Origin of the sequence: Paraburkholderia sp. J63, assembly GCF_905220245.1 — a bacterium.
Classification (GTDB): Bacteria; Pseudomonadota; Gammaproteobacteria; order Burkholderiales; family Burkholderiaceae; genus Paraburkholderia.
The window spans coordinates 1-17,564 of the sequence record NZ_CAJMZF010000038.1; the positions used below are offsets into that span (position 1 = coordinate 1).

Annotated in this window: 18 protein-coding genes; 9 read left to right on the plus strand and 9 right to left on the minus strand. The window is 63.1% G+C overall.

Annotation, left to right across the window (positions count from 1 at the left end):
* Positions 1 to 321 precede the first annotated feature (321 nt).
* Positions 322 to 1,293, plus strand: a complete 972-nt coding sequence (locus U5775_RS29735; RefSeq protein ID WP_322061699.1) for a helix-turn-helix transcriptional regulator — start codon at positions 322 to 324, stop codon at positions 1,291 to 1,293.
* On the opposite strand, the gene U5775_RS29740 is transcribed toward U5775_RS29735, so the two are convergent.
* Entirely contained in the window at positions 1,290 to 2,072 is a 783-nt protein-coding gene (locus tag U5775_RS29740) for an alpha/beta hydrolase (protein WP_322061700.1), read from the minus strand. The two genes, U5775_RS29735 and U5775_RS29740, sit on opposite strands and share 4 nt — an antisense overlap.
* A gap of 428 nt (positions 2,073 to 2,500) precedes the next feature.
* On the opposite strand from U5775_RS29740, the gene U5775_RS29745 reads away from it, so the two are divergent.
* The 3 genes from U5775_RS29745 (at position 2,501) to U5775_RS29755 (ending at position 5,653) form a co-directional block, all read left to right on the plus strand.
* On the plus strand, positions 2,501 to 2,965 hold the full coding sequence (locus U5775_RS29745) for a DUF1425 domain-containing protein (RefSeq protein WP_322061701.1): 465 nt from the start codon (positions 2,501 to 2,503) through the stop codon (positions 2,963 to 2,965).
* A 53-nt stretch (positions 2,966 to 3,018) separates the two neighbouring features.
* Positions 3,019 to 3,816: a DUF4189 domain-containing protein gene (locus tag U5775_RS29750; RefSeq protein ID WP_322061702.1), complete on the plus strand. Its 798-nt coding sequence runs from the start codon at positions 3,019 to 3,021 to the stop codon at positions 3,814 to 3,816.
* Positions 3,817 to 4,078: 262 nt separating this feature from the next.
* Positions 4,079 to 5,653 carry a hypothetical protein gene (locus tag U5775_RS29755; protein ID WP_322061703.1) on the plus strand — a complete coding sequence of 525 codons (1,575 nt, stop codon included), beginning with the start codon at positions 4,079 to 4,081 and terminating at the stop codon, positions 5,651 to 5,653.
* 507 nt (positions 5,654 to 6,160) lie between these two features.
* On the opposite strand, the gene U5775_RS29760 is transcribed toward U5775_RS29755, so the two are convergent.
* Genes U5775_RS29760 through U5775_RS29770 form a run of 3 tightly spaced genes read right to left on the minus strand, consistent with a single transcriptional unit; the run spans position 6,161 to position 7,468 of the window.
* On the minus strand, positions 6,161 to 6,658 hold the full coding sequence (locus U5775_RS29760) for a YeeE/YedE family protein (RefSeq protein WP_322061704.1): 498 nt from the start codon (positions 6,656 to 6,658) through the stop codon (positions 6,161 to 6,163).
* A 1-nt stretch (position 6,659) separates the two neighbouring features.
* Entirely contained in the window at positions 6,660 to 7,127 is a 468-nt protein-coding gene (locus U5775_RS29765) for a YeeE/YedE family protein (protein ID WP_322061705.1), read from the minus strand.
* Positions 7,124 to 7,468 (minus strand): metalloregulator ArsR/SmtB family transcription factor, encoded by a 345-nt coding sequence (locus U5775_RS29770; RefSeq protein WP_322061706.1) that lies wholly within the window; start codon positions 7,466 to 7,468, stop codon positions 7,124 to 7,126. The genes U5775_RS29765 and U5775_RS29770 overlap by 4 nt, the downstream gene beginning before the upstream one ends.
* Before the next feature lie 262 nt (positions 7,469 to 7,730).
* Between U5775_RS29770 and U5775_RS29775 the strand changes: the two genes are divergently transcribed.
* Together U5775_RS29775 and U5775_RS29780 are read left to right on the plus strand one after the other, a co-directional pair.
* A complete protein-coding gene (locus U5775_RS29775) occupies positions 7,731 to 8,699 on the plus strand; it encodes a zinc-binding alcohol dehydrogenase family protein (RefSeq protein WP_322061707.1) in 969 nt (322 codons plus the stop codon).
* Between the two features lie 75 nt (positions 8,700 to 8,774).
* Complete coding sequence (locus tag U5775_RS29780) at positions 8,775 to 8,951, plus strand: DUF1427 family protein (protein WP_322061708.1); 177 nt, start codon at positions 8,775 to 8,777, stop codon at positions 8,949 to 8,951.
* Positions 8,952 to 8,970: 19 nt separating this feature from the next.
* Here the strand turns inward: U5775_RS29780 and U5775_RS29785 are convergent, their stop codons facing one another.
* Entirely contained in the window at positions 8,971 to 9,423 is a 453-nt protein-coding gene (locus U5775_RS29785; protein WP_322061709.1) for a host attachment protein, read from the minus strand.
* Positions 9,424 to 9,729: 306 nt separating this feature from the next.
* Between U5775_RS29785 and U5775_RS29790 the strand changes: the two genes are divergently transcribed.
* Positions 9,730 to 10,395 (plus strand): pyridoxamine 5'-phosphate oxidase family protein, encoded by a 666-nt coding sequence (locus tag U5775_RS29790; protein ID WP_322061755.1) that lies wholly within the window; start codon positions 9,730 to 9,732, stop codon positions 10,393 to 10,395.
* A 102-nt stretch (positions 10,396 to 10,497) separates the two neighbouring features.
* Here U5775_RS29790 and U5775_RS29795 read toward each other — a convergent pair whose 3' ends face one another.
* From U5775_RS29795 to U5775_RS29805, 3 genes are all read right to left on the minus strand, one after another.
* Positions 10,498 to 10,632 (minus strand): entericidin A/B family lipoprotein, encoded by a 135-nt coding sequence (locus U5775_RS29795; protein ID WP_322061710.1) that lies wholly within the window; start codon positions 10,630 to 10,632, stop codon positions 10,498 to 10,500.
* A gap of 271 nt (positions 10,633 to 10,903) precedes the next feature.
* Complete coding sequence (locus U5775_RS29800) at positions 10,904 to 11,920, minus strand: IS110 family transposase (RefSeq protein WP_322061711.1); 1,017 nt, start codon at positions 11,918 to 11,920, stop codon at positions 10,904 to 10,906.
* A gap of 324 nt (positions 11,921 to 12,244) precedes the next feature.
* A complete protein-coding gene (locus U5775_RS29805) occupies positions 12,245 to 13,351 on the minus strand; it encodes a glycosyltransferase (protein ID WP_322061712.1) in 1,107 nt (368 codons plus the stop codon).
* A 182-nt stretch (positions 13,352 to 13,533) separates the two neighbouring features.
* Between U5775_RS29805 and U5775_RS29810 the strand changes: the two genes are divergently transcribed.
* Both U5775_RS29810 and U5775_RS29815 read left to right on the plus strand, forming a co-directional pair.
* A complete protein-coding gene (locus U5775_RS29810) occupies positions 13,534 to 14,649 on the plus strand; it encodes a PLP-dependent cysteine synthase family protein (protein ID WP_322061713.1) in 1,116 nt (371 codons plus the stop codon).
* A gap of 197 nt (positions 14,650 to 14,846) precedes the next feature.
* On the plus strand, positions 14,847 to 15,914 hold the full coding sequence (locus U5775_RS29815) for a glycosyltransferase family 2 protein (protein ID WP_322061714.1): 1,068 nt from the start codon (positions 14,847 to 14,849) through the stop codon (positions 15,912 to 15,914).
* 13 nt (positions 15,915 to 15,927) lie between these two features.
* On the opposite strand, the gene U5775_RS29820 is transcribed toward U5775_RS29815, so the two are convergent.
* Positions 15,928 to 17,310 carry a calcium-binding protein gene (locus tag U5775_RS29820; protein WP_322061715.1) on the minus strand — a complete coding sequence of 461 codons (1,383 nt, stop codon included), beginning with the start codon at positions 17,308 to 17,310 and terminating at the stop codon, positions 15,928 to 15,930.
* Positions 17,311 to 17,564: the final 254 nt, after the last annotated feature.

The following is a 17,564-nucleotide window of genomic DNA, read 5'->3' on the forward strand; positions in this document are numbered from 1 at the left end:
ACGAGCCGCCGACAGTAATTGTTTGCGCTCAAGCGTGGTCAAGTTCATCTTTTCCATGTGTTTCATTGAATACCAAATCAGGTGCTTTTTCAATGACGCAATGGACTAGGCCATGCGCCGGCGCTATCTGGACGGTCGACGGCTTCGCATCTTGCTTTTGATTTCCGTATGCTTGCGAAGCAGGCGTCGGTAGTCCCGCTGTTTGGATTGTGCTCATTTTTATGCTATTAACATGAATACGAGGTATGATATTTTGAAGTCGCTGTGAGCCGATTTCAGCCCAGGCATAAGAAGAAGCCGGAATTGCGAACGGAGGCCTCCGTGCACGACCTCAGCCGATTTCTCCTCCTGCTACATCGTGCCGCCCGCGAGGTTCCCTTCGAGGATTTCCAGGAGCATGCGCTGACTTTACTCAAGCGCATAGTGCCGTTCGATGCCGCCCGATGGGGAACCGCACGTCATGACGCGCGGGGCGCTGAATTTCACGCGCCGTATTTGTATAACGACTCCCCGGAGACACTATCGGATTACGAGACGTTTCGTGAACATGACGGTGCTGGCAGGTGGTGCCTCGCTCATCTCGACACCGTGGGAAACTTCGAGCTGCACGCTCTCTACGCAGGCTATCCCTATCCGGGATTGCTCAACTACATCCGCCGATACCGCCACATGCATGCGCTCATTATTGGATGTAGGTCTGGGGACGATGGCTTGCATCAGGCGATCTCACTCTACGGCGCGTACGAGGACAAGCCATTCGACGAATCGCACCGACAGTTTCTCCAGACCGTCTTTCCCCATCTTACGGAGGCTTTGCATACGAGTCTCATACTCAAAATGGAGCGTCTCCGGCCATGTCGGTGCGACGCCATTTGGTCCCTTGCGATATGCGACGCGTCGGGGGACTATTGTTTCGTAGAGCCTAGCTTTCGAGAGATGCTGCGCCAAGAGTGGCCGGACCTCACGCATTGCACTTTGCCAGCGCCGCTCGCTGCAGTGAGCGATTCCCGCGCGCCCTCGCACCTGCAGGGCCGCGCCGTCATATTTTTCCTTGACGTTGTAAAGGACGTGGTTTTCATACGAGCGCGCGCGCGTATGCCTGTTGATGCGCTCTCGCGGCGCGAGCTTGAGATCGCTGGGCTGGCGGCCGCCGGACTCACTCACAAGGAAATCGCGAAATCCCTGATGCTTTCGCCCGCAACTGTTCGAAATCATCTACAGGCGATTCACGATCGCGCCGGCGTGCGCAACAATACCGAACTTATCGAGCAGCTCAAACGTGCCGGTTTCTAGCGCTCACGCCACCAGCGTTCAACCGGGGCTTCCAGATGGATGAAATGCCCTGTGTTTACTTCGGTGGACCGTGCGTGAGGAAAGAGTTGCGTCCATGTAAAGCGCTCGGCGTCGATGTTGACAAGCTGGTCCTCGCGGCCAAATACCAGTTGCACGGTCCGAATGCCAGTGGCGGCCTGTGGCAAAGGTTGCGGCTCGGCCCAGAAGTCCTGCACGATCACTTCGAATGCGCTTGAGTCCACGACGCTCTCATGCGTCAGCAAATTCATATACCAACGACGGCGGGTATCGGCCTCGGCACTCCAGTAGAGATCGAAGAAGTTGGCGCAACTCGTGACATGAGCTGCGAGGCGCGCGAAGCGTGAGTGGTCGCTCGCCGCCTTGAACTCTTCGAGTGCGGCGAGCAACGGTTCCGACGTGGGCGAAATCGTGAGTAGGCGCGTCGCCAAGCGCACAAACGCGTCGCCCATGTCATAGACAGGCGCGAGCAGCCAGAGCCTATCGATATATTGAGGAACGCGCTTCGCAAGTCGCAACGCGAGATGCGCGCCGAACGAATGCGCGATGATATCGACCGGACGTCCGCGCGACTCGGCGAGCATCCGGATCTCGTCTTCTGCCGCATCCACTAGTGCCTCGAACGGGCGCGCGAATAGCACGACCGATCGTGGCTGGTCCCACCAGTGAATCGACAGCGTCTTCCCGTAGAGGTTGCGCTCAGCGATCGAGGAAAGCCCCGGACCGCCATGCAGGAACAGCGCAGACAGGGGAGTGTTCATGCTCGCTCCGGTTGGCTTGTCGGCTTTGTCGAATGCTTACGAAGGTAAGTTGCAGTGAAAATTGTGCACTATGCTCGTGGCTGAACCATTGCGCGAATGCGCTGGCCGACCGTTCGAAGCGTCTTCCTGCCGCTTGCGTCGGCGGTGCTACAAGCGCAGTCCACGTTCGCGCGCCCAAGTTCCTGAGCGCGGCACGACACCGGCGTCCCAAGTGTCAGGTTACGTGCTTGGAAAGGTGAGGGCAATGATGCAAATGCACTATTGAGTCGAGATTGCCGGAACTGCTAGCTTGATACCGTGTGGGCAGACGACCATGCATCATCTGGTTGCCCAACATCGACGCTTTTCCGCACTGTGCGTACAGCAAGGCTCGTTCGAGCGGCCGCGCCAGAGTTTATTTCCATGACCCACGGAACCCTGAGGTCAACATGAAAAACAATAGAGTGATTCCAGTGACCAATGTATCCGAACAATTGTCGTCATTCACCCTAGGATTAAAACGGGCAAGACAACAACTGCGAACCGCAGGCTACGTGACTTTGCTGTTTCTGCTCGCGGTTCCGGCTTGTTACGCCCAGGGGGCGCCAAGCGTGGACACCTCAAAAATCGAATACTACGAAGCTATGTCCAGCGTAACCGTAACGTCGCTGTCGAGTGTCACGAGCATCAGAGGAATCACTGTTTCCGTCGCGTTCGCCAATTCGTCAAGCCAGAACCAGAATATTTATTACCGAATCGTCTGGCTTGATCAGGCCGGCAACGCGGTCGGTAGCCGGATGCCATGGAATGTGCTTGCCATTGGCGGGAATTCGGATCGGTCTATTTCGCTGACAACTAACGATCCATCCGCCTCGACTTATCGAATCCAGATTAGTCTCGGCAGAAATTTTTAAGGCTGTGCGCCCACAAATCAGACCGTTCAACATAATGAAATAAGGTGACGGAAATGGAATTCTGCCGATTTCTTATGCATATTGTTCTATTCATCTCGACTGCAGTTCTGATTTCAGCCTGTGGCGGCGGTGGTAGTGACAACGCCTCCAGCGGGCCGGGCGGACCGAGCTTCATTAGCTGGTCGGGCAGTAGCAACGGTTCTGTCGTGCTTGCGGCCAACAATGTCCAGATTCAGTTTCTTACCAACGGTGATTTGTACTATAGCAACGTCGAATATACGAACGTCAAGTTGGCGTCAACAAGCAGTGCCACCGTCGACTTGAATGGGACGCCGTTTGCGACCGTCACAAACACGACCGGTTCGAACGGCTCAACGATTGCAGTCCTTTATTGCGCGGGTACTACCACACTGGCCCAGATCGTTCCGACCGGTACGACGATTTCCATCGTCTGCGGGGGCGGCACGACGTCCGGCGGAGGCAGCAGCGGAACGGGTAGCAGCAGTTCGGGTTCAAACGGTGGCTCGACGGGGACAAGCGGCACCTACGGTGCAATCGCGGCGTCCGGCAACCAGACACATCTGCTGGGCGAAGGCATTTCGCATGACTATCCTACACAGGACGATGCGGACAACGCTGCAGTTTCAGCTTGCGCGTCCAATGGCGTAGCGGGCTGCGGCACCGTCACAGTCTTTGGCTCCGGCCAATGCGGTGCCTTGGCCGTCGGCAGCAACCTCGCTTGGGGCGCTGCCAGCGGCAGTTCTATGACCAACGCGCAAACCAGTGCGCTTAACGGATGTACCAGCGCTGGCGGGCAGGGGTGCAGTGTTCAGTTGGCAGCTTGTAACTGATCCTGTCGCATGAAAGCCTTGGAGTGTTGATTCGCGAGAACGCGGCTTCTGCTAGCGCAGACGTCATTGGGCAAATCCATGCTCATTGCCAAGGAGGTTGACATGGAAACGGAAATCTCCTTCCGGACGCGGTCGGTCATTAACTGCTCCACAACAAGCCTCGAATGCCTGATCATCGTCGTTGCCAGCATTGCTGGTAGGAGCATGCGGCGGCGGAGGAGGGGCTCAGTCCGTCGGTACGGCCATTGAAGGCGAAGCATTCATGGGGGCGGTCTCAAACGGAACGGTCACGGCCTACAAAATCGTGAACGGTACACAAGGTGCGGAGCTCGGTAGCGCGTCGACGGATAGCGTCGGCGACTATTCGGTCAATCTCGGCTCCTATACGGGACCGGTCCTGTTACAGTTAAGCGGTGGCACTTATGTGGATGAAGCAACCAATGGCAACGTCGCACTGTCGATCCCGATTCGCGCGGCGGTGGCGAATGCGGCCGGAACAATGACGGTCAGCGTCACAGGCCTGACCGAAGTCGTAGTTGAGAGCGCTCTCGCTGACCCGGGAGGACTGACGCCGCCCAATATTCAGAAGGAAAACAACGCGATCAAAACCGAACTTGGATTCGATCCAGAGACGACGTTACCAATCAGCGCGTTGGCCGCTCCCCCGTCTTCCGCGACGACGCTGCAAGTGGACTACGGTAGCTACCTTGCCGGCCTATCCCAATACGTTGCAGATAGCGGCGAAACAATGCGGACGGCCTTGCAGAATTACGCTGCCGCCATCAAGAGCGGAGGGTTGATTTACAACACCAACATCCTGGTGTCGCAAAGCAAGTTTCTCGAAAGGAATGCGAACAACAAATCGGGGGTGGCCACCTTGGCCGCCCTGATGGCGACGGCCAACCCCGTGGCTGCCACGTCAAGCACCGCGAGTACCGTCCTTGCCTCAACATTGATCGATCACTATGTGCCTAGCGCCGTCACGCCCACCGGACCGGAAATCTTCGTTACGGAAAGCGCTATGATTAATGGCAAAGCTACGAGTTTTTTCCCGACGGGGGGCAATACGGGTATCTCATATGGCCCGATGTTCGCCGGCGCCACTTTCTCTTCGGCTCGGCCGTGCGATGTCTATGTGGTTTCCGCAGACTACTACGGGGGTGAGAGCGAGCTGTTCCTGGACAACTGCGGAACACTACCTGGAATGCAGCCTTCAACGGCGATTTCCAGCCTGGGATGGTACTCAGACGCGTCGTTGGCCGCGCCTGAGCCGCCCGCTCCACCCGGTGATGGAAGCTGCACGACGACAGCCTATTTGTTCTCGGGTTGGTCGGGCATTTGCCAAGGGGCCAGCAATTGCTCAGCCTCGCTTACAGCCAATACACTACCTTCGGCCTACAACGGCACGATCCAACTAGCAGTTACCGCCAATTTCACCACCCAGACTGCAACTGGACTGTGCAGCGACGTACCTGACCTATCGGGCTCCTCACCGAGCTCATTCGCGGGCTCCGACGCTGGCTCATGGGAGGGCAATTGCAGCATTTCCAATGGTTCCGGAGCCGCGAATACAGTCGCTGTGTCCGGATCCGTCTCCGCGACCATTTCCTCGACCGGCGCAGTAAGCGGTTCCTTCAGTGGTGACGAGTCGGGCAGCATATCGGGAACCATCAACGCCAATGGGTCGCTTACAGCAACGTCTCAAGGCAACGCTGGATCGGACACGTGGAGCGGACAGTTCCAAGACACGAATGGAACGGTGACCGGATCCGGTAGCTGGTCGGGGCCAATGTCTGGGGGAAGCTGCAATGGCAACTGGAGCGTCAGCCAGAGTTAGTCGGAGCGTTAATCTTTGAAAGGTGTCGCCGGACAGTCACGGCGCGGCGCAATGGAGCCAGCGGAAACCGGAGTAAACAGGCAGATTCGAATGGGCTCAAGAATGCGGCTTTTTTGTTCGCTTCGGCAACTGTGTCTTCACTGCTTTCTGACCTCGGTTTGGACTTGCGGAAGCTCTCACCTTCGATTACGAGGCGATAGGCATTGTGTGGTGTGGCCGGTCCAGCGTCGCGGCGCCGCAGGATGCGAGTGCCGGGGAGCGTATCAGCCCATTCGTTAGATCTTACGTAACTTGACGTGACTATCGAAGCCGCGCTGTCGTACCTGCAGGCTGAGCTGCTTTGCGGACTTGCACCCAAACGGGCCACCACGGGGCGCTTTCGCTGTTGGGCCGGTAGCAGATGACCGAGCGATAGCCGACTGCGGCAACTTCGGCTACCTCGAAGCACGTGATCTGGCCGGCGCTCGCGAAGCCCGTGGTATTGCACGAATTTGCATGTACTCCTGACTAGCTCGAAGAGTAGCGGCGCTGCGCGTGCACCGCAGCAACGCGCTCGAGCACGGCAAAGATCGCCATGCCCGCAAGCATGGCGACTACGAAGAGCCATGCGCGCGGCTGGCCGCTCGCGGCGCTCACGAGCGCGGGGCCGGGGCAGAAGCCCGCGAGGCCCCAGCCCGCACCGAAGATGAGGGCGCTGGCGATCAGGCGCGTGTCGACGCGGCGTGCCGTGGGCAACTGCATGGGCGCACCGAGCACGCTCGCGGTGCGCGTGCGTGCGAGCCGAAAGCCGATGCTCGCGATAGCGACGGCGCCCGCCATCACGAAGGCGAGCGAGGGGTCCCACTGCCCGGGCAAGTCGAGGAAACCCAGCACCTTGGCCGGATTCGCCATCCCCGAGACGATCAAGCCGAGGCCGAAAAGCAGCCCGCAGGCGAAGGCGCTGACGTTGCGCGTCGCGTTGCGTCCGCCGCCGTTGCGCTGAGGATTGCCGCTGGACTGGTTCATCTCACGCTCCCGCGAGGTGGCGCACCGCGAACACGGTGACGAAGCCGGCGGCCATGAAGAGGCCGGTGGCGACGAACGAGCGCAGCGAGCCGCGCGCGATGCCGCATACGCCGTGGCCGCTCGTGCAGCCCGAGGCGTAGCGCGTGCCCACGCCGACGAGGAGCCCGGCGACGGCGAGCGTGACGGGCGAAGCATCGATGGTCGGCGACATGGCCCCGGCGCCTGCATTGGCAATCCCGGTGGCGTTCGCAGCGACGAGCCGCCAGAGCCACGGCGCGGCGACAAGGCCCGCGACGAATGCGATACGCCAGGCGCGCTCCCCGTGCCCACCTTGCAACAGCCCGCCTACGATGCCGCTGATGCCCGCGACGCGCCCATTGCCGAGCACGAAGAGCGCGGCGGCGGCACCGATCATGAGGCCGCCCGCGAAGGAAGCGAGCGGCGTGAAGTGCGCGAGATCGACGTTCATTCCGGATGCTCCGGCTGCGCCTTGATCTGGCCGCAGTAGAGGCTGGATAGCGTCTGCATCACCGCGATGACCTCGTGGCTCGCGAGGCGGTAATAGATGTACTTGCCTTCGCGACGCGTCTCGACGAGTCCTTCCTCGCGCAGCACGCCCAGATGCTGCGAAAGACTGGGCTGATGCACGCCGACGAGCGCTTCGAGCTCGCCCACGTTGCGCTCGCCTTCCGTGAGCTGGCACAAAAGGAGCAGCCGGTCTTCATGCGCGAGCGCCTTGAGCAGGGCGCAGCACTTTTCCGCGGATTCGCGCAGCGCCTCGCGCGCTCCAGGAGTCAGCGGTGAATTCATGTGTCGTGGCGCCGAGCGCGTAAGGAAGCGATGAACGTGCAGGTTGGCATGGAGCACCCGACAGTTGGTGAGCAAATATTATATCGATTCATAATATGTGTTGGACGGCACTGTGACAGCGCTCCGCGCGCGCTTTGTCCGAAATTCGAAAGCATCTGTCCACTCGACTGCGCGCCGGCAATCTAGACTCCGCTTCATGCCATTGCCGCTTCGCTCTGCGAGTGCGAAGCCAGCCACCCTACGACCCAAGCGGAGTCACGCCATGAAAGCCATCCAGTTCAAGACCTTCGGTACCCCCGACGTGCTCGAGTTCGTCGATCTGCCCACGCCCGCGCCCGCGGACGGCAGCGCGCTCGTGCAGGTGAAAAGCGCGTCGGTTAATCCGAGCGACGTGAAGAACGTCTCCGGTCACTTCGATCACACCGTGCCGCCGCGCGTGCCGGGGCGCGATTTCAGTGGCGTCGTGATGGCCGGCCCCAGCGAATGGATCGGCGCCGAAGTCTGGGGCACGGGCGGCGACATCGGCTTCACGCGCAACGGCACGCATGCCGAGTTCATCGAGATTCCGGCGGCGGCGCTCGCGCGCAAGCCCGCGTCGCTCACGCATGAGCAGGCCGCTTCAATCGGCGTGAATTTTGTGGTGGGCTGGCTGGGCACCGTCGATTACGCGCAGCTCGCCGCGGGCGAGACGATCGCCGTGATCGGCGTATCGGGCGGCGTGGGCGGCGCGGTCACGCAGATCGCGAAGGCGCGCGGCGCACGCGTGATCGGCATCGCGCGCGAGGAACCGCCTGCGGACTCGCCGGCCGCGCGCTTGATCGACGCCTTCGTGCCGATGGACGGCGACACGGTCCGGCGCGTGCAGGAGTTGACCGGCGGTGCGGGTGCGGACGTGGTCTACGACGCCGTGGGCGGCGTCGCGTTCGAGCTGGCGCTCGGGCTCGCGAAGCGGCGCGGACGGGTGGTCGAGATCAGCGCCACGGGCAAGCGGCGCGTGGAGTTCGATCTGATCGACTTCTATCACAACGAGACGCAGCTTTTCGGCGCCGACAGCGCCAAGCTCGGCGTCGTCGAGGCCGCGCCGATCATGCGCGCGCTCGCCGAAGCCTTCGACGCGGGGCGCTTCGCCGCGCCGGTGGTGGCCGAGCGCTATCCGCTCGAGCGCGCGCGCGAAGCGTATGCGGCCGTGGCGGCGGGTACGCGGGGGCGCGTCGTGATCGAGATCGCCTGACGCGTCTCGCCAGAGATGCCAGGGATCGATGATGACGACCCATCACGCCAAACGGAAAAACACGGGAGTCCCACGATGAAGGCTTATCTGGTTTCGTTCGCCGTGGGCGCGCTCGCAGGTCTCATTTACAGCCTGCTCGACGTGAAGTCGCCCGCGCCGCCCACCATCGCGCTCATCGGCCTGCTCGGCATGCTGGCGGGCGAGCACGGCATCGGTTTCGTGCGCACGTGCATCGCCCATTTCGCGGGTTGATCGCGGGCCCGAAAGCGCCTCAGGTCTGCGCCCGCACCAGCCGCTCCGGAAAATGCGTGCGCAGCGTGCGCGGGTCGAGCAGCGCGAGGTCCTTGTCGAGTTCGAGCGTGACGAGGCTGCGCGTCTGCGCGTCGAGCGCCTTGCGCAGCGCGCCGAGGAACGCGGGCGGCGCGGCCAGCACGAGCGTGCCGTAGCGCCCGTCATTGCGCGCCTTGGCGAGCGTTGTCGCGACCTGCGATGCGAACAGGGTGGTCTCGTGTTCGTGGTGCGCAGTATCGGGATCACTCGGCTGGCGGCCGCCCGCGGAGCGCTCGGTGCGCCCCGAGCGGTCGCTCACGAGGCTCTGTTCGGGCACGCGGCTTTCCGGATGGAGCAGCGTCTCGATTTCCTCGATGGCGCCCAGCGGACTTTCCGTCGCGAAGATGCGTGCGGTCACGCGGTTGGCGACGACGACCCAGATCATGTTCGACATGCTAGCCTCCCTGCCGGTGCTTCGGCGCAACGCACAGCCGAAGCGGTGAGTGGATTCGCGCGGCGCGGCGCGAACGTCAAGGGTAACGCGTTCGCGGTTTGCGGCGGCGCGGCATGCGCGGCCGATGCTCCGGACGCGCCCGGGTTTGCGCCATGCCATGCTTCATGGCGATTTTCATGGCGATCTGCGGCATGCTCTTCGTCCTCCCATGTTTCGGGAGGATGTTTCCCATGGATGCCGGATTCTGTTTTCCGGCGGAAGGGTCTATCTTGCAGACTCCACGGGCACGCAGCGAGGAGCCGCAAAATGGATACGTCCGCCATTCGTCATTCGAGCGATGTCGCGTTCACGCCGACGGTGAAGGCCATGCAGACGCGCCTCGGCTCGCGCGAAATCTATGCCCGCATGGAAGCGCAGCGCGGCTTCGGCACCGACCTCACGGCCGATGTCAGCGCGTTCATCGAGGCGCAGCGCAGCGTATTCCTCGCCACCGCGAACGCCGACGGCCAGCCGTACATCCAGCATCGCGGCGGCCCGCCGGGGTTCCTGCACGTAGTGGACGCGCGCACCATCGCGTTTGCGGACTTCATCGGCAATCAGCAATACATCACGCTCGGTAATTTGACGGACAACCCGAAGGCGTATCTGTTCCTCATCGATTACGCGCGGCGCAGGCGCATCAAGATCTGGGGCGACGCGCGCGTCGTGGAGGATGCGGTGTTAGTGGAGCGGCTGATGCCGCCCGGCTACAAGGCGCGTGCCGAGCGCGCGATTCGGTTTACGGTCACAGCGTGGGACAGCAACTGTCCGCAGCATATTCCGCAGCGTTTCGAGGCTGGGGATGTGAAGGCAGCGCTAGAGGCGCGCGATGAGCGCATCCGGGAGATGGAGGAGGCGGCGGTGCAGCGAGACGCGCGTGTGCGGGAACTGGAAACCGAGGTGGCGCGCCTGCGGGAATGCGCGCGCGATTAAAGCTGGCCGGACTCGACCCAAACGAAGGTGACCCAAACGAACGGTGCGCCGGCCACGCAGCACACCAACGCCGCGTGGCCGGCCCCATTGATTCCAGCGGTCTTATTTGACCTTGTCGGCTTCGTTCGTGATGGCGTTACCGCCCTTCGAAATATCCTGGCCGGCGCCAGCGATGGTGTTGCATGCGGCAAGCGTGACGGCGAAGAGGGCAAGGGCAATCGCAAGATAACGGCTCATGTCGGCTTATATGGACGCCTCCCGGTTTGCCAGGTGATGTTCAATGTGCGGCGCACAGGATCAGGTTGCAGACTTATATCCGGCCTTTGATGCGGACGCGGGTCCGCTGGCCCTGATGGAATTTGCCGGGGAAGGCCTCATCTCCTGGGAGTCCTCGAAGGACCGGCCGACATTCAGGCTTGCTTCCCCGCGGTCCGACCTGTTTTGCCATCACGCTTACATCTATCTGCGCAACCTATTGACGGTCCAACTCCTATAGTGGGTTGATCTTCTACGCGGCGTGAGCGACGTAGCCTGATTGGTATGTGCGACCGTGCGCAAGCAGCGCCCAGATCGTGCGCGCCATCTTGTTGGCCAGCGCCACCACCGCCACGTTGAACGGTCGTCGCGCCAGCAGACATTGCAGGGCTTTGCTCAGGTGTTTGTCATGTGTGAGCACGGAGCGCGCGCCATGAATCAGCAAGGTGCGCAAATACACGTCGCCTCGTTTGCTGATGCCCAACAGCTTCACACGCCCGCCAGTGCCGCTCTGACGCGGCACCAAGCCCAGGAACGCAGCGAATTCGCGTCCCGAATGAAACGTGCTTGCCTCGCCGATCGTCGCAATGGCGGCGGTGGCGCTAAGCAAGCCTACGCCCGGAATCGCCATGAGCCGCCTGGCCGCTTCGTTTTCGCGTCGCCAGAGCGCCAGCCGGCGCTCGATGGCAGCCATGTCGTGCGTGAGCGCCTCGATGCGCTGCAGTTGTTCTCGCAGCGTCTCGATCACCATCGCCGGCAATGTGTCGGCCAATTCCGTCAACGCCCGCGCTGCGTCGGCCATGCTGCGCCGGCCGGCTGGCACGCCTGCGCCGAACTCGTAGAGCAGGCCGTGCATCTGGTTGATCTGCATCTGGCGCATCTTCATCAACTGTTCACGCACGCGGTGCAACGTCAGCACGCTTTGCTGAGCTTCGCTCTTGACAGCGACAAAGCGCATCTCCGGACGTTGCGCTGCTTCCCAGATCGCCTGGGCATCGGCGGCATCCGTCTTGTTGCGCTTCACGAATGGTCTGACAAAGTGCGGGGCAATTAACCTCACCTCGTGCCCCAGCGCCACCAACTGCCGGGCCCAGTAATGCGCGCTGCCGCATGCCTCCAAGGCCACTATCGCCGGTGCCCGATTTGCGAAGAACGGGCGCACTTGAACTCGCTTCAGTTTCAGCCTTCCGACTTCGCCTGTTTCCATGTCGACCCAGTGAATCTGGAACACTCGCTTTGCCAAGTCCACGCCGAATGTCGTAGTCTTCATTTCGAGCCCTCCTTACCCCTGTGTGGTCGTTTCAACACCACCACTTTGGCACTCTGATGCCGTCGGGTACAGCGAGGGCTCCGCCGTTTCTACTGCCCCTCCAATCCGACGGAAGACGGAGGCGTCCATACCATCTCCTTATGCTTTCTAATGGGCGTTCAGGCGGATGCTCGGTCGACATTGCAGGACCACTCGCGCCGCCTGCAGGAATTGTACGCGCGAACCGGGGACACATGCTTGGGCCGCGCCGGGCCTGCGGCGGCCGGCGCTTTCCGATAGTCGTCCTTTTCGGTCAGGTGGGGACAGAGCTGCGTCAGAGGCGGCTCAAGTGCGCCGCTGATGCTTGCGCACCACGAGCCATTTAGGCGAGCGAAACCGCACGATGCTCACGTAGAGCCAGACGTAAGTGAGCGCAAACACCACCACGAAGCAGAACAGATGCAGCGTGTGGCGCCAGAACAGCGTGGCCGGGATCACGGCTACGAGGCACAGCAACCAGAGGTAGGGCGAGGTCAGCGAATTGCGGCGCGTGAGTTCGCGCGCGGTGCGCGCACCGACGGCCCAGCGCATCAGGCGCTTGTAGACGAGCATGTGCAGGTGCACGCCGTCGGGGATACCCGGCGACATGCCGCGCACGAACTTCTTCCGGTAGATCGAGAAGCAAGTCTCGAAGATCGGGTACATGAAAAGCAGCACCGGATACCAGGCCGAGACGTCGCGGTTGCGCATCACGAGCAGGATCGCCAGCTCGGCCAGCATGAAGCCGATGAAGTACGCGCCGCCGTCGCCGAGAAAGATCAGGCCCGCCGGAAAGTTCCAGATGAAGAAGCCCAGCACCGCGCCCATCATGATGAACGACGCGGAGAGCACGACCGCGTCGTGCACCTGGAACGCCACGTAGGCGAGCGAGGCGAACATCATGAAGGCGACCATCGAGGCGAGGCCGTTGAAGCCGTCGATGATGTTGATTGCGTTGGCGAGCGCCGCCACGGCCAGCACGGTGATCGCGCACGAGATCGCGGCGTAGGAAAGCAGGAAGTCGAGCGGCGGCACGCTGATGCGCGTGACGGCGATGTCGAGCGCGAAGTAAGCGAGCGCGGCGGCGGCCATGGTGCAGATCAGGCGCGCGAGCGGCGAGACTTTCTTGGTCAGATCCTCGACGAGCCCCGAGGCGAACGCGGGCAGCCCGCACGCGACGATGCCGAGAATCCCGCCCGAGACGGCCGGATACGTGAAATGAAGCTGCGCCGCCCCGACCACGAGCCCGACGAGGATGCCGGTGCCGCCGATGCGCGGCACGGGGCGCGCATGGAATTTCTGCACGCCCGCGAGATCGGAGTCGACGGAGAATCTTTCATGCAGATGCGCATAACGCACGATCAGCAGCGTGACCAGCAGCGAGACAAGAAAGCCGAGTGCGAAACTAAGCATGAAAGGTGAACGCAGGGCGAGAAGGGGGAATCCACAATTATACAAAGGCGGCGTGGCGCTTTCGGCGTGCGACGGGCGCCGAGCAGGCAAGGGCGCAACGGGGAACACGTCGCGCGCACCTTTGGCGCCCCGCGCGCACCCTTGTGCCATGATGGCCGCACCTCATCCGATGGATTGCGCCCATGTCCCATTCCGCCTGGGTTCGCGAAGCGATCCGCAAGATCGACGCGGACTTCAACCGCTCCGCCGACACGCATCTCGTACCGCTCGACCTGCCCGGCTATCCCGATCTGCGTTTCTATCTGAAGGACGAGTCGAGCCATCCCACCGGCAGCCTCAAGCACCGGCTCGCGCGCTCGCTCTTTCTCTATGCGCTCTGCAACGGCTGGCTCAACGAGAAAAGCACCGTGGTCGAGGCGTCGAGCGGCTCGACCGCGATCTCCGAGGCCTACTTCGCGCGCCTGCTCGGGCTGCCGTTCGTCGCGGTGATCCCGGCCAGCACCTCGCGCATGAAGATCGAGGAAATCGAGTTCTACGGCGGGCGCTGCCATCTCGTGAGCAAGTCCTCGGAGATCTACGAGGAGTCGCACCGCATCGCGCAGGCGCTGGGCGGCCACTTCATGGATCAGTTCACCTACGCCGAGCGCGCGACCGACTGGCGCGCCAACAACAACATCGCCGAGTCGATTTTCAGGCAGCTCGCGGCCGAGGAGCATCCCGTGCCCGCCTGGCTCGTGTCGAGCGGCGGCACCGGCGGCACGATCGCCACGCTCGGGCGCTATGTGCGCTACCGGCGGCACCTCACGCGCGTGCTCTGCGCCGATCCCGAGAACTCGGTGTTCTTCGACTATTTCCGCAGCGTGCTGGCGGGTAAGCCCGACGCGGGGCTCACGCTCGAGACGGGCTCGCGCGTGGAAGGCATCGGCCGTCCGCGCGTGGAGCGCTCGTTCATTCCCACTTGCATCGACGCCATGGTCAAGGTGCCCGACGCGCTCTCGTTCGCGGCCATGCGCTACCTCGCCGGGCGCCTGGGCAAGCGCGTGGGCGGCTCGACGGGGACGAACTTCGTCGGCGTGCTCTGGCTCGCGGAGCGCATGAAGGCGCGCGGAGAGGCGGGCGCGATCGTGAGCCTGCTGTGCGATAGCGGCGAGCGCTACCGGTCGACCTATTACGACGATGCGTGGTTCGCGGCGCAAGGCATCGATCTCGCGGGCGCCGAGGCATGGATCGCGCGCGCCGTGGACGGCGAGCCTGTGTTCGCGGCGGGTTCTGCCGGGGTGGAGTCCGCCGGGTTATAGGACAACGGCGGGACACGCGGAGGCGTGCAGGCCGCGCGCCATGCGGGTTTGCGGCGCTTCGGCGGCGATGCGCGCGCGTGATAGTATGGCGCGCCCGTGTCGGGTCGAGAGCCCATTCGAGGGCCAATTCCGGCGCTCAACCCCTGCATTAACCTGCGCTAACCCATTCGCCCGCGCCCGCGGGCTCGTCATTGCCGATGCCTCAGGATTCCGCTCAGGATCACGCCAACGATCACGACCATGCCGAGCCTTCCGCGAACGACGCTTCGCGCCCGCTCGTGTCGATGCTGCTCATTGCCTACAACCAGGCGAACGTGGTCGCCGACGCCGTTGCAGGCGCCTTGGCGCAGACCTACTCGCCGCTCGAAATCCTGATCTCCGACGATTGCTCGACCGACGGCAGCTGGGCGGCCATCGAAGCGGCCGTGCGCGACTATCGCGGCCCGCACCGCCTCGTGCTCAACCGCAACGAACAGAACGCGGGCATCAGCGCGCATCTCTCGAAGCTGGCCGCCATGAGCCAGGGCGCCTTGCTCGTCGTGGCCGCCGGCGACGACGTCCCGGTGCCCGAGCGCTGCGCGCGGCTCGTCGACTGCTGGAATGCACTGGGGCAGCGAGTGGACCTCATCGCCTCCGATCTCGTCGAGTTCGAGAGCGCGGCAGTGTCGACGGATGCGGGACATGATGTTGGACATGATGTAGGACGCATAGCCCCGACCGACCTCGGCCAGTACCGCCATTTCGACGACTGGGCGCGCGAGCGCCCGTGGGTCGTGGGCGCCTCGCACGCGTGGTCGCGACGCCTGTTCGAGCGCTTCGGGCCGATGCTGCCGGGCGCCATGGCCGAAGACCAGATCATGACGTTTCGCGCGGTCATGTCGGGCGGCGCGTACAGCCTGCGCGAGCCGCTCGTGCGCTACCGGCGCGGCGGCCTTTCGGGCAAGAAGCGCTTTCGCACCGTCGAGCAGTTCGTCGCGCGCGTGAAGCTCACAACGGCCTTCGGGCTTGCCGAGTCGGAGCAGTTTCAGCGCGATGCGCAGGTGGCGGGCGTCGCCGAGCCGATGCGCGCGCTGCTCGTGCCCAAGCTCGCGCGCGAGCGCTATGCGCGCGATGTGTTCGCGGCGGCGGGGTTCGGCGCGAAGCTCGCGCTGCTGCTGCGCACGCCGGACGTGAAAATGGGCTTCAAGATCCGCATGTTTCTTTATGCGGCGTGCCCATGCGTGTACAGGCCGTTCTTCGCGCTGCGCTCGCTCCTGAAGCGCTGAACCCCGCCAACGCTCACGAGCGGGGCGCACCCGCGAGTGTCACTTCCAGCAGGATCGGGTGATCGGGTATGGCCACGCCGAGCTTGCGCACGTCGCGATGGCTCGCGAGCGGGTCTGCCGACACGGTCGGATCGTAGAGATCGACGCGGCTGGCCGTCGCTCCGAAGTCGACTTCCACGTTGGCGGGCGGACTGCTGAGCGGCGTGCCCGCCCCCCGGTCCCAGATCGGCGTTTCGTTCCACAGCACCAGCACGAAGCGGCCGTCCTTCTTCTGCAGCAGCAAACTGTTCGCCGACGCCGGCATGCCCGCCAGCGCATAAGCCAGCGCGCCGCGTGCCGCGCCGTTGGCCGGCCGCACGGCGTCGGCGCGCAGAATCGACGTGAGATTGCGTATCGCGTGAGCTACAGGTTTCGCGCTGTTGTCGTAGCGGAAGAGCCCGTAGTGCAACTCGTTATTCTTGTGCTGCGGATCGGGCTTTTCGTCGAGCAGCTCATAGACGTAGGTCCGCTTCACGCCCGCCGCCGCCGCGTCCATGTAGCCGTTGAGCACGCCCTTGGCCTGCGTCGGTTCATCGACGCCCAGCATGTACCAGCCCGCCTGAGGCAACGAGAAGTAGCCGAATTCGGTGATGACGAACGGCAGGTTGTACTTCTTGAAGAGGCGGATCGCGGGGGGCATCCACTGGTCGCCGTTCGTGTTCCAGGCCGGTTGCTCGCCGTTCTGCGGATAGACATGCAGATTCACGTAGTCGGCGGCGTCCATGCGCGTTTCGACTGGCTTGGGATCGTAGCCCGTGAGGTCGTAGACGGCCACGCCCGCGAGCGCTGGCGTGCCGCGCACCCGCGTGTAGATCGCGCGCTGCGCGGCGAGTCCGCCGGCGGTGCCTGTGAGCCCGTCGTAAGTGACCGGCCAGTGGTCGACCTCGTTATAGCCCTCGAGCGCCGCGACGCTTCCCGGCACGGCGGCGTTCAGATGCGCCGCCTGTCCGACTGCGTCCGTGACTTCCGAGTGCGCGAAAAGGTTGAACTTGATGCCGCGCTGCGCGAGATAGACATAGGTCGAAAGCGGCGCGGCGCCGCCCGGCGTGGCGTCGCGAACGTGGTGGATGCCGAGCCACGCCAGATCGTCGGCGACATTGCGCACGTTGGCGTAGGCGCCATCGAGGTAATTGATGTGAGTATTGACGGCGAGCGTGTCGATGAAGGCGTCGGCGGGCATCGCGCGCACCGCGTCGGCCGCCTGCGCCGCCGATGCGCAGGCGAGCGCAAGGACGCTCGCAACGAAGCCTTCTGCGGCGCGCGTGGCAAACCACCTGACGAGCCGCGCATGCGGCGGGGTGCGCGAAACGGCCTTGCGAGCGAGCAGGGCGGCGCTAACGGCTACAGGATGCTTCACGGCGTATTCCTCGCGTGGGGCGACCCGCGGCTGCGCGCGCGTTGCCCCATGCCGGCGTCGCGGGACATTAGCCCGGCAGCGGATCTATATGGACGTGTCGCGGCATCCCCGGTGTGAATCCGGGTAGTGGCGTGCGTGATCTGAAGCGAAACTCAAGCGAAAAATTTCGGAATCCTTATTCAGAAGTTTTTCGCCACGTGAGTAGCGGCGGCATCGGTTGGTATTTGCTCATACCGAACGTGCTCCGCTGGTTT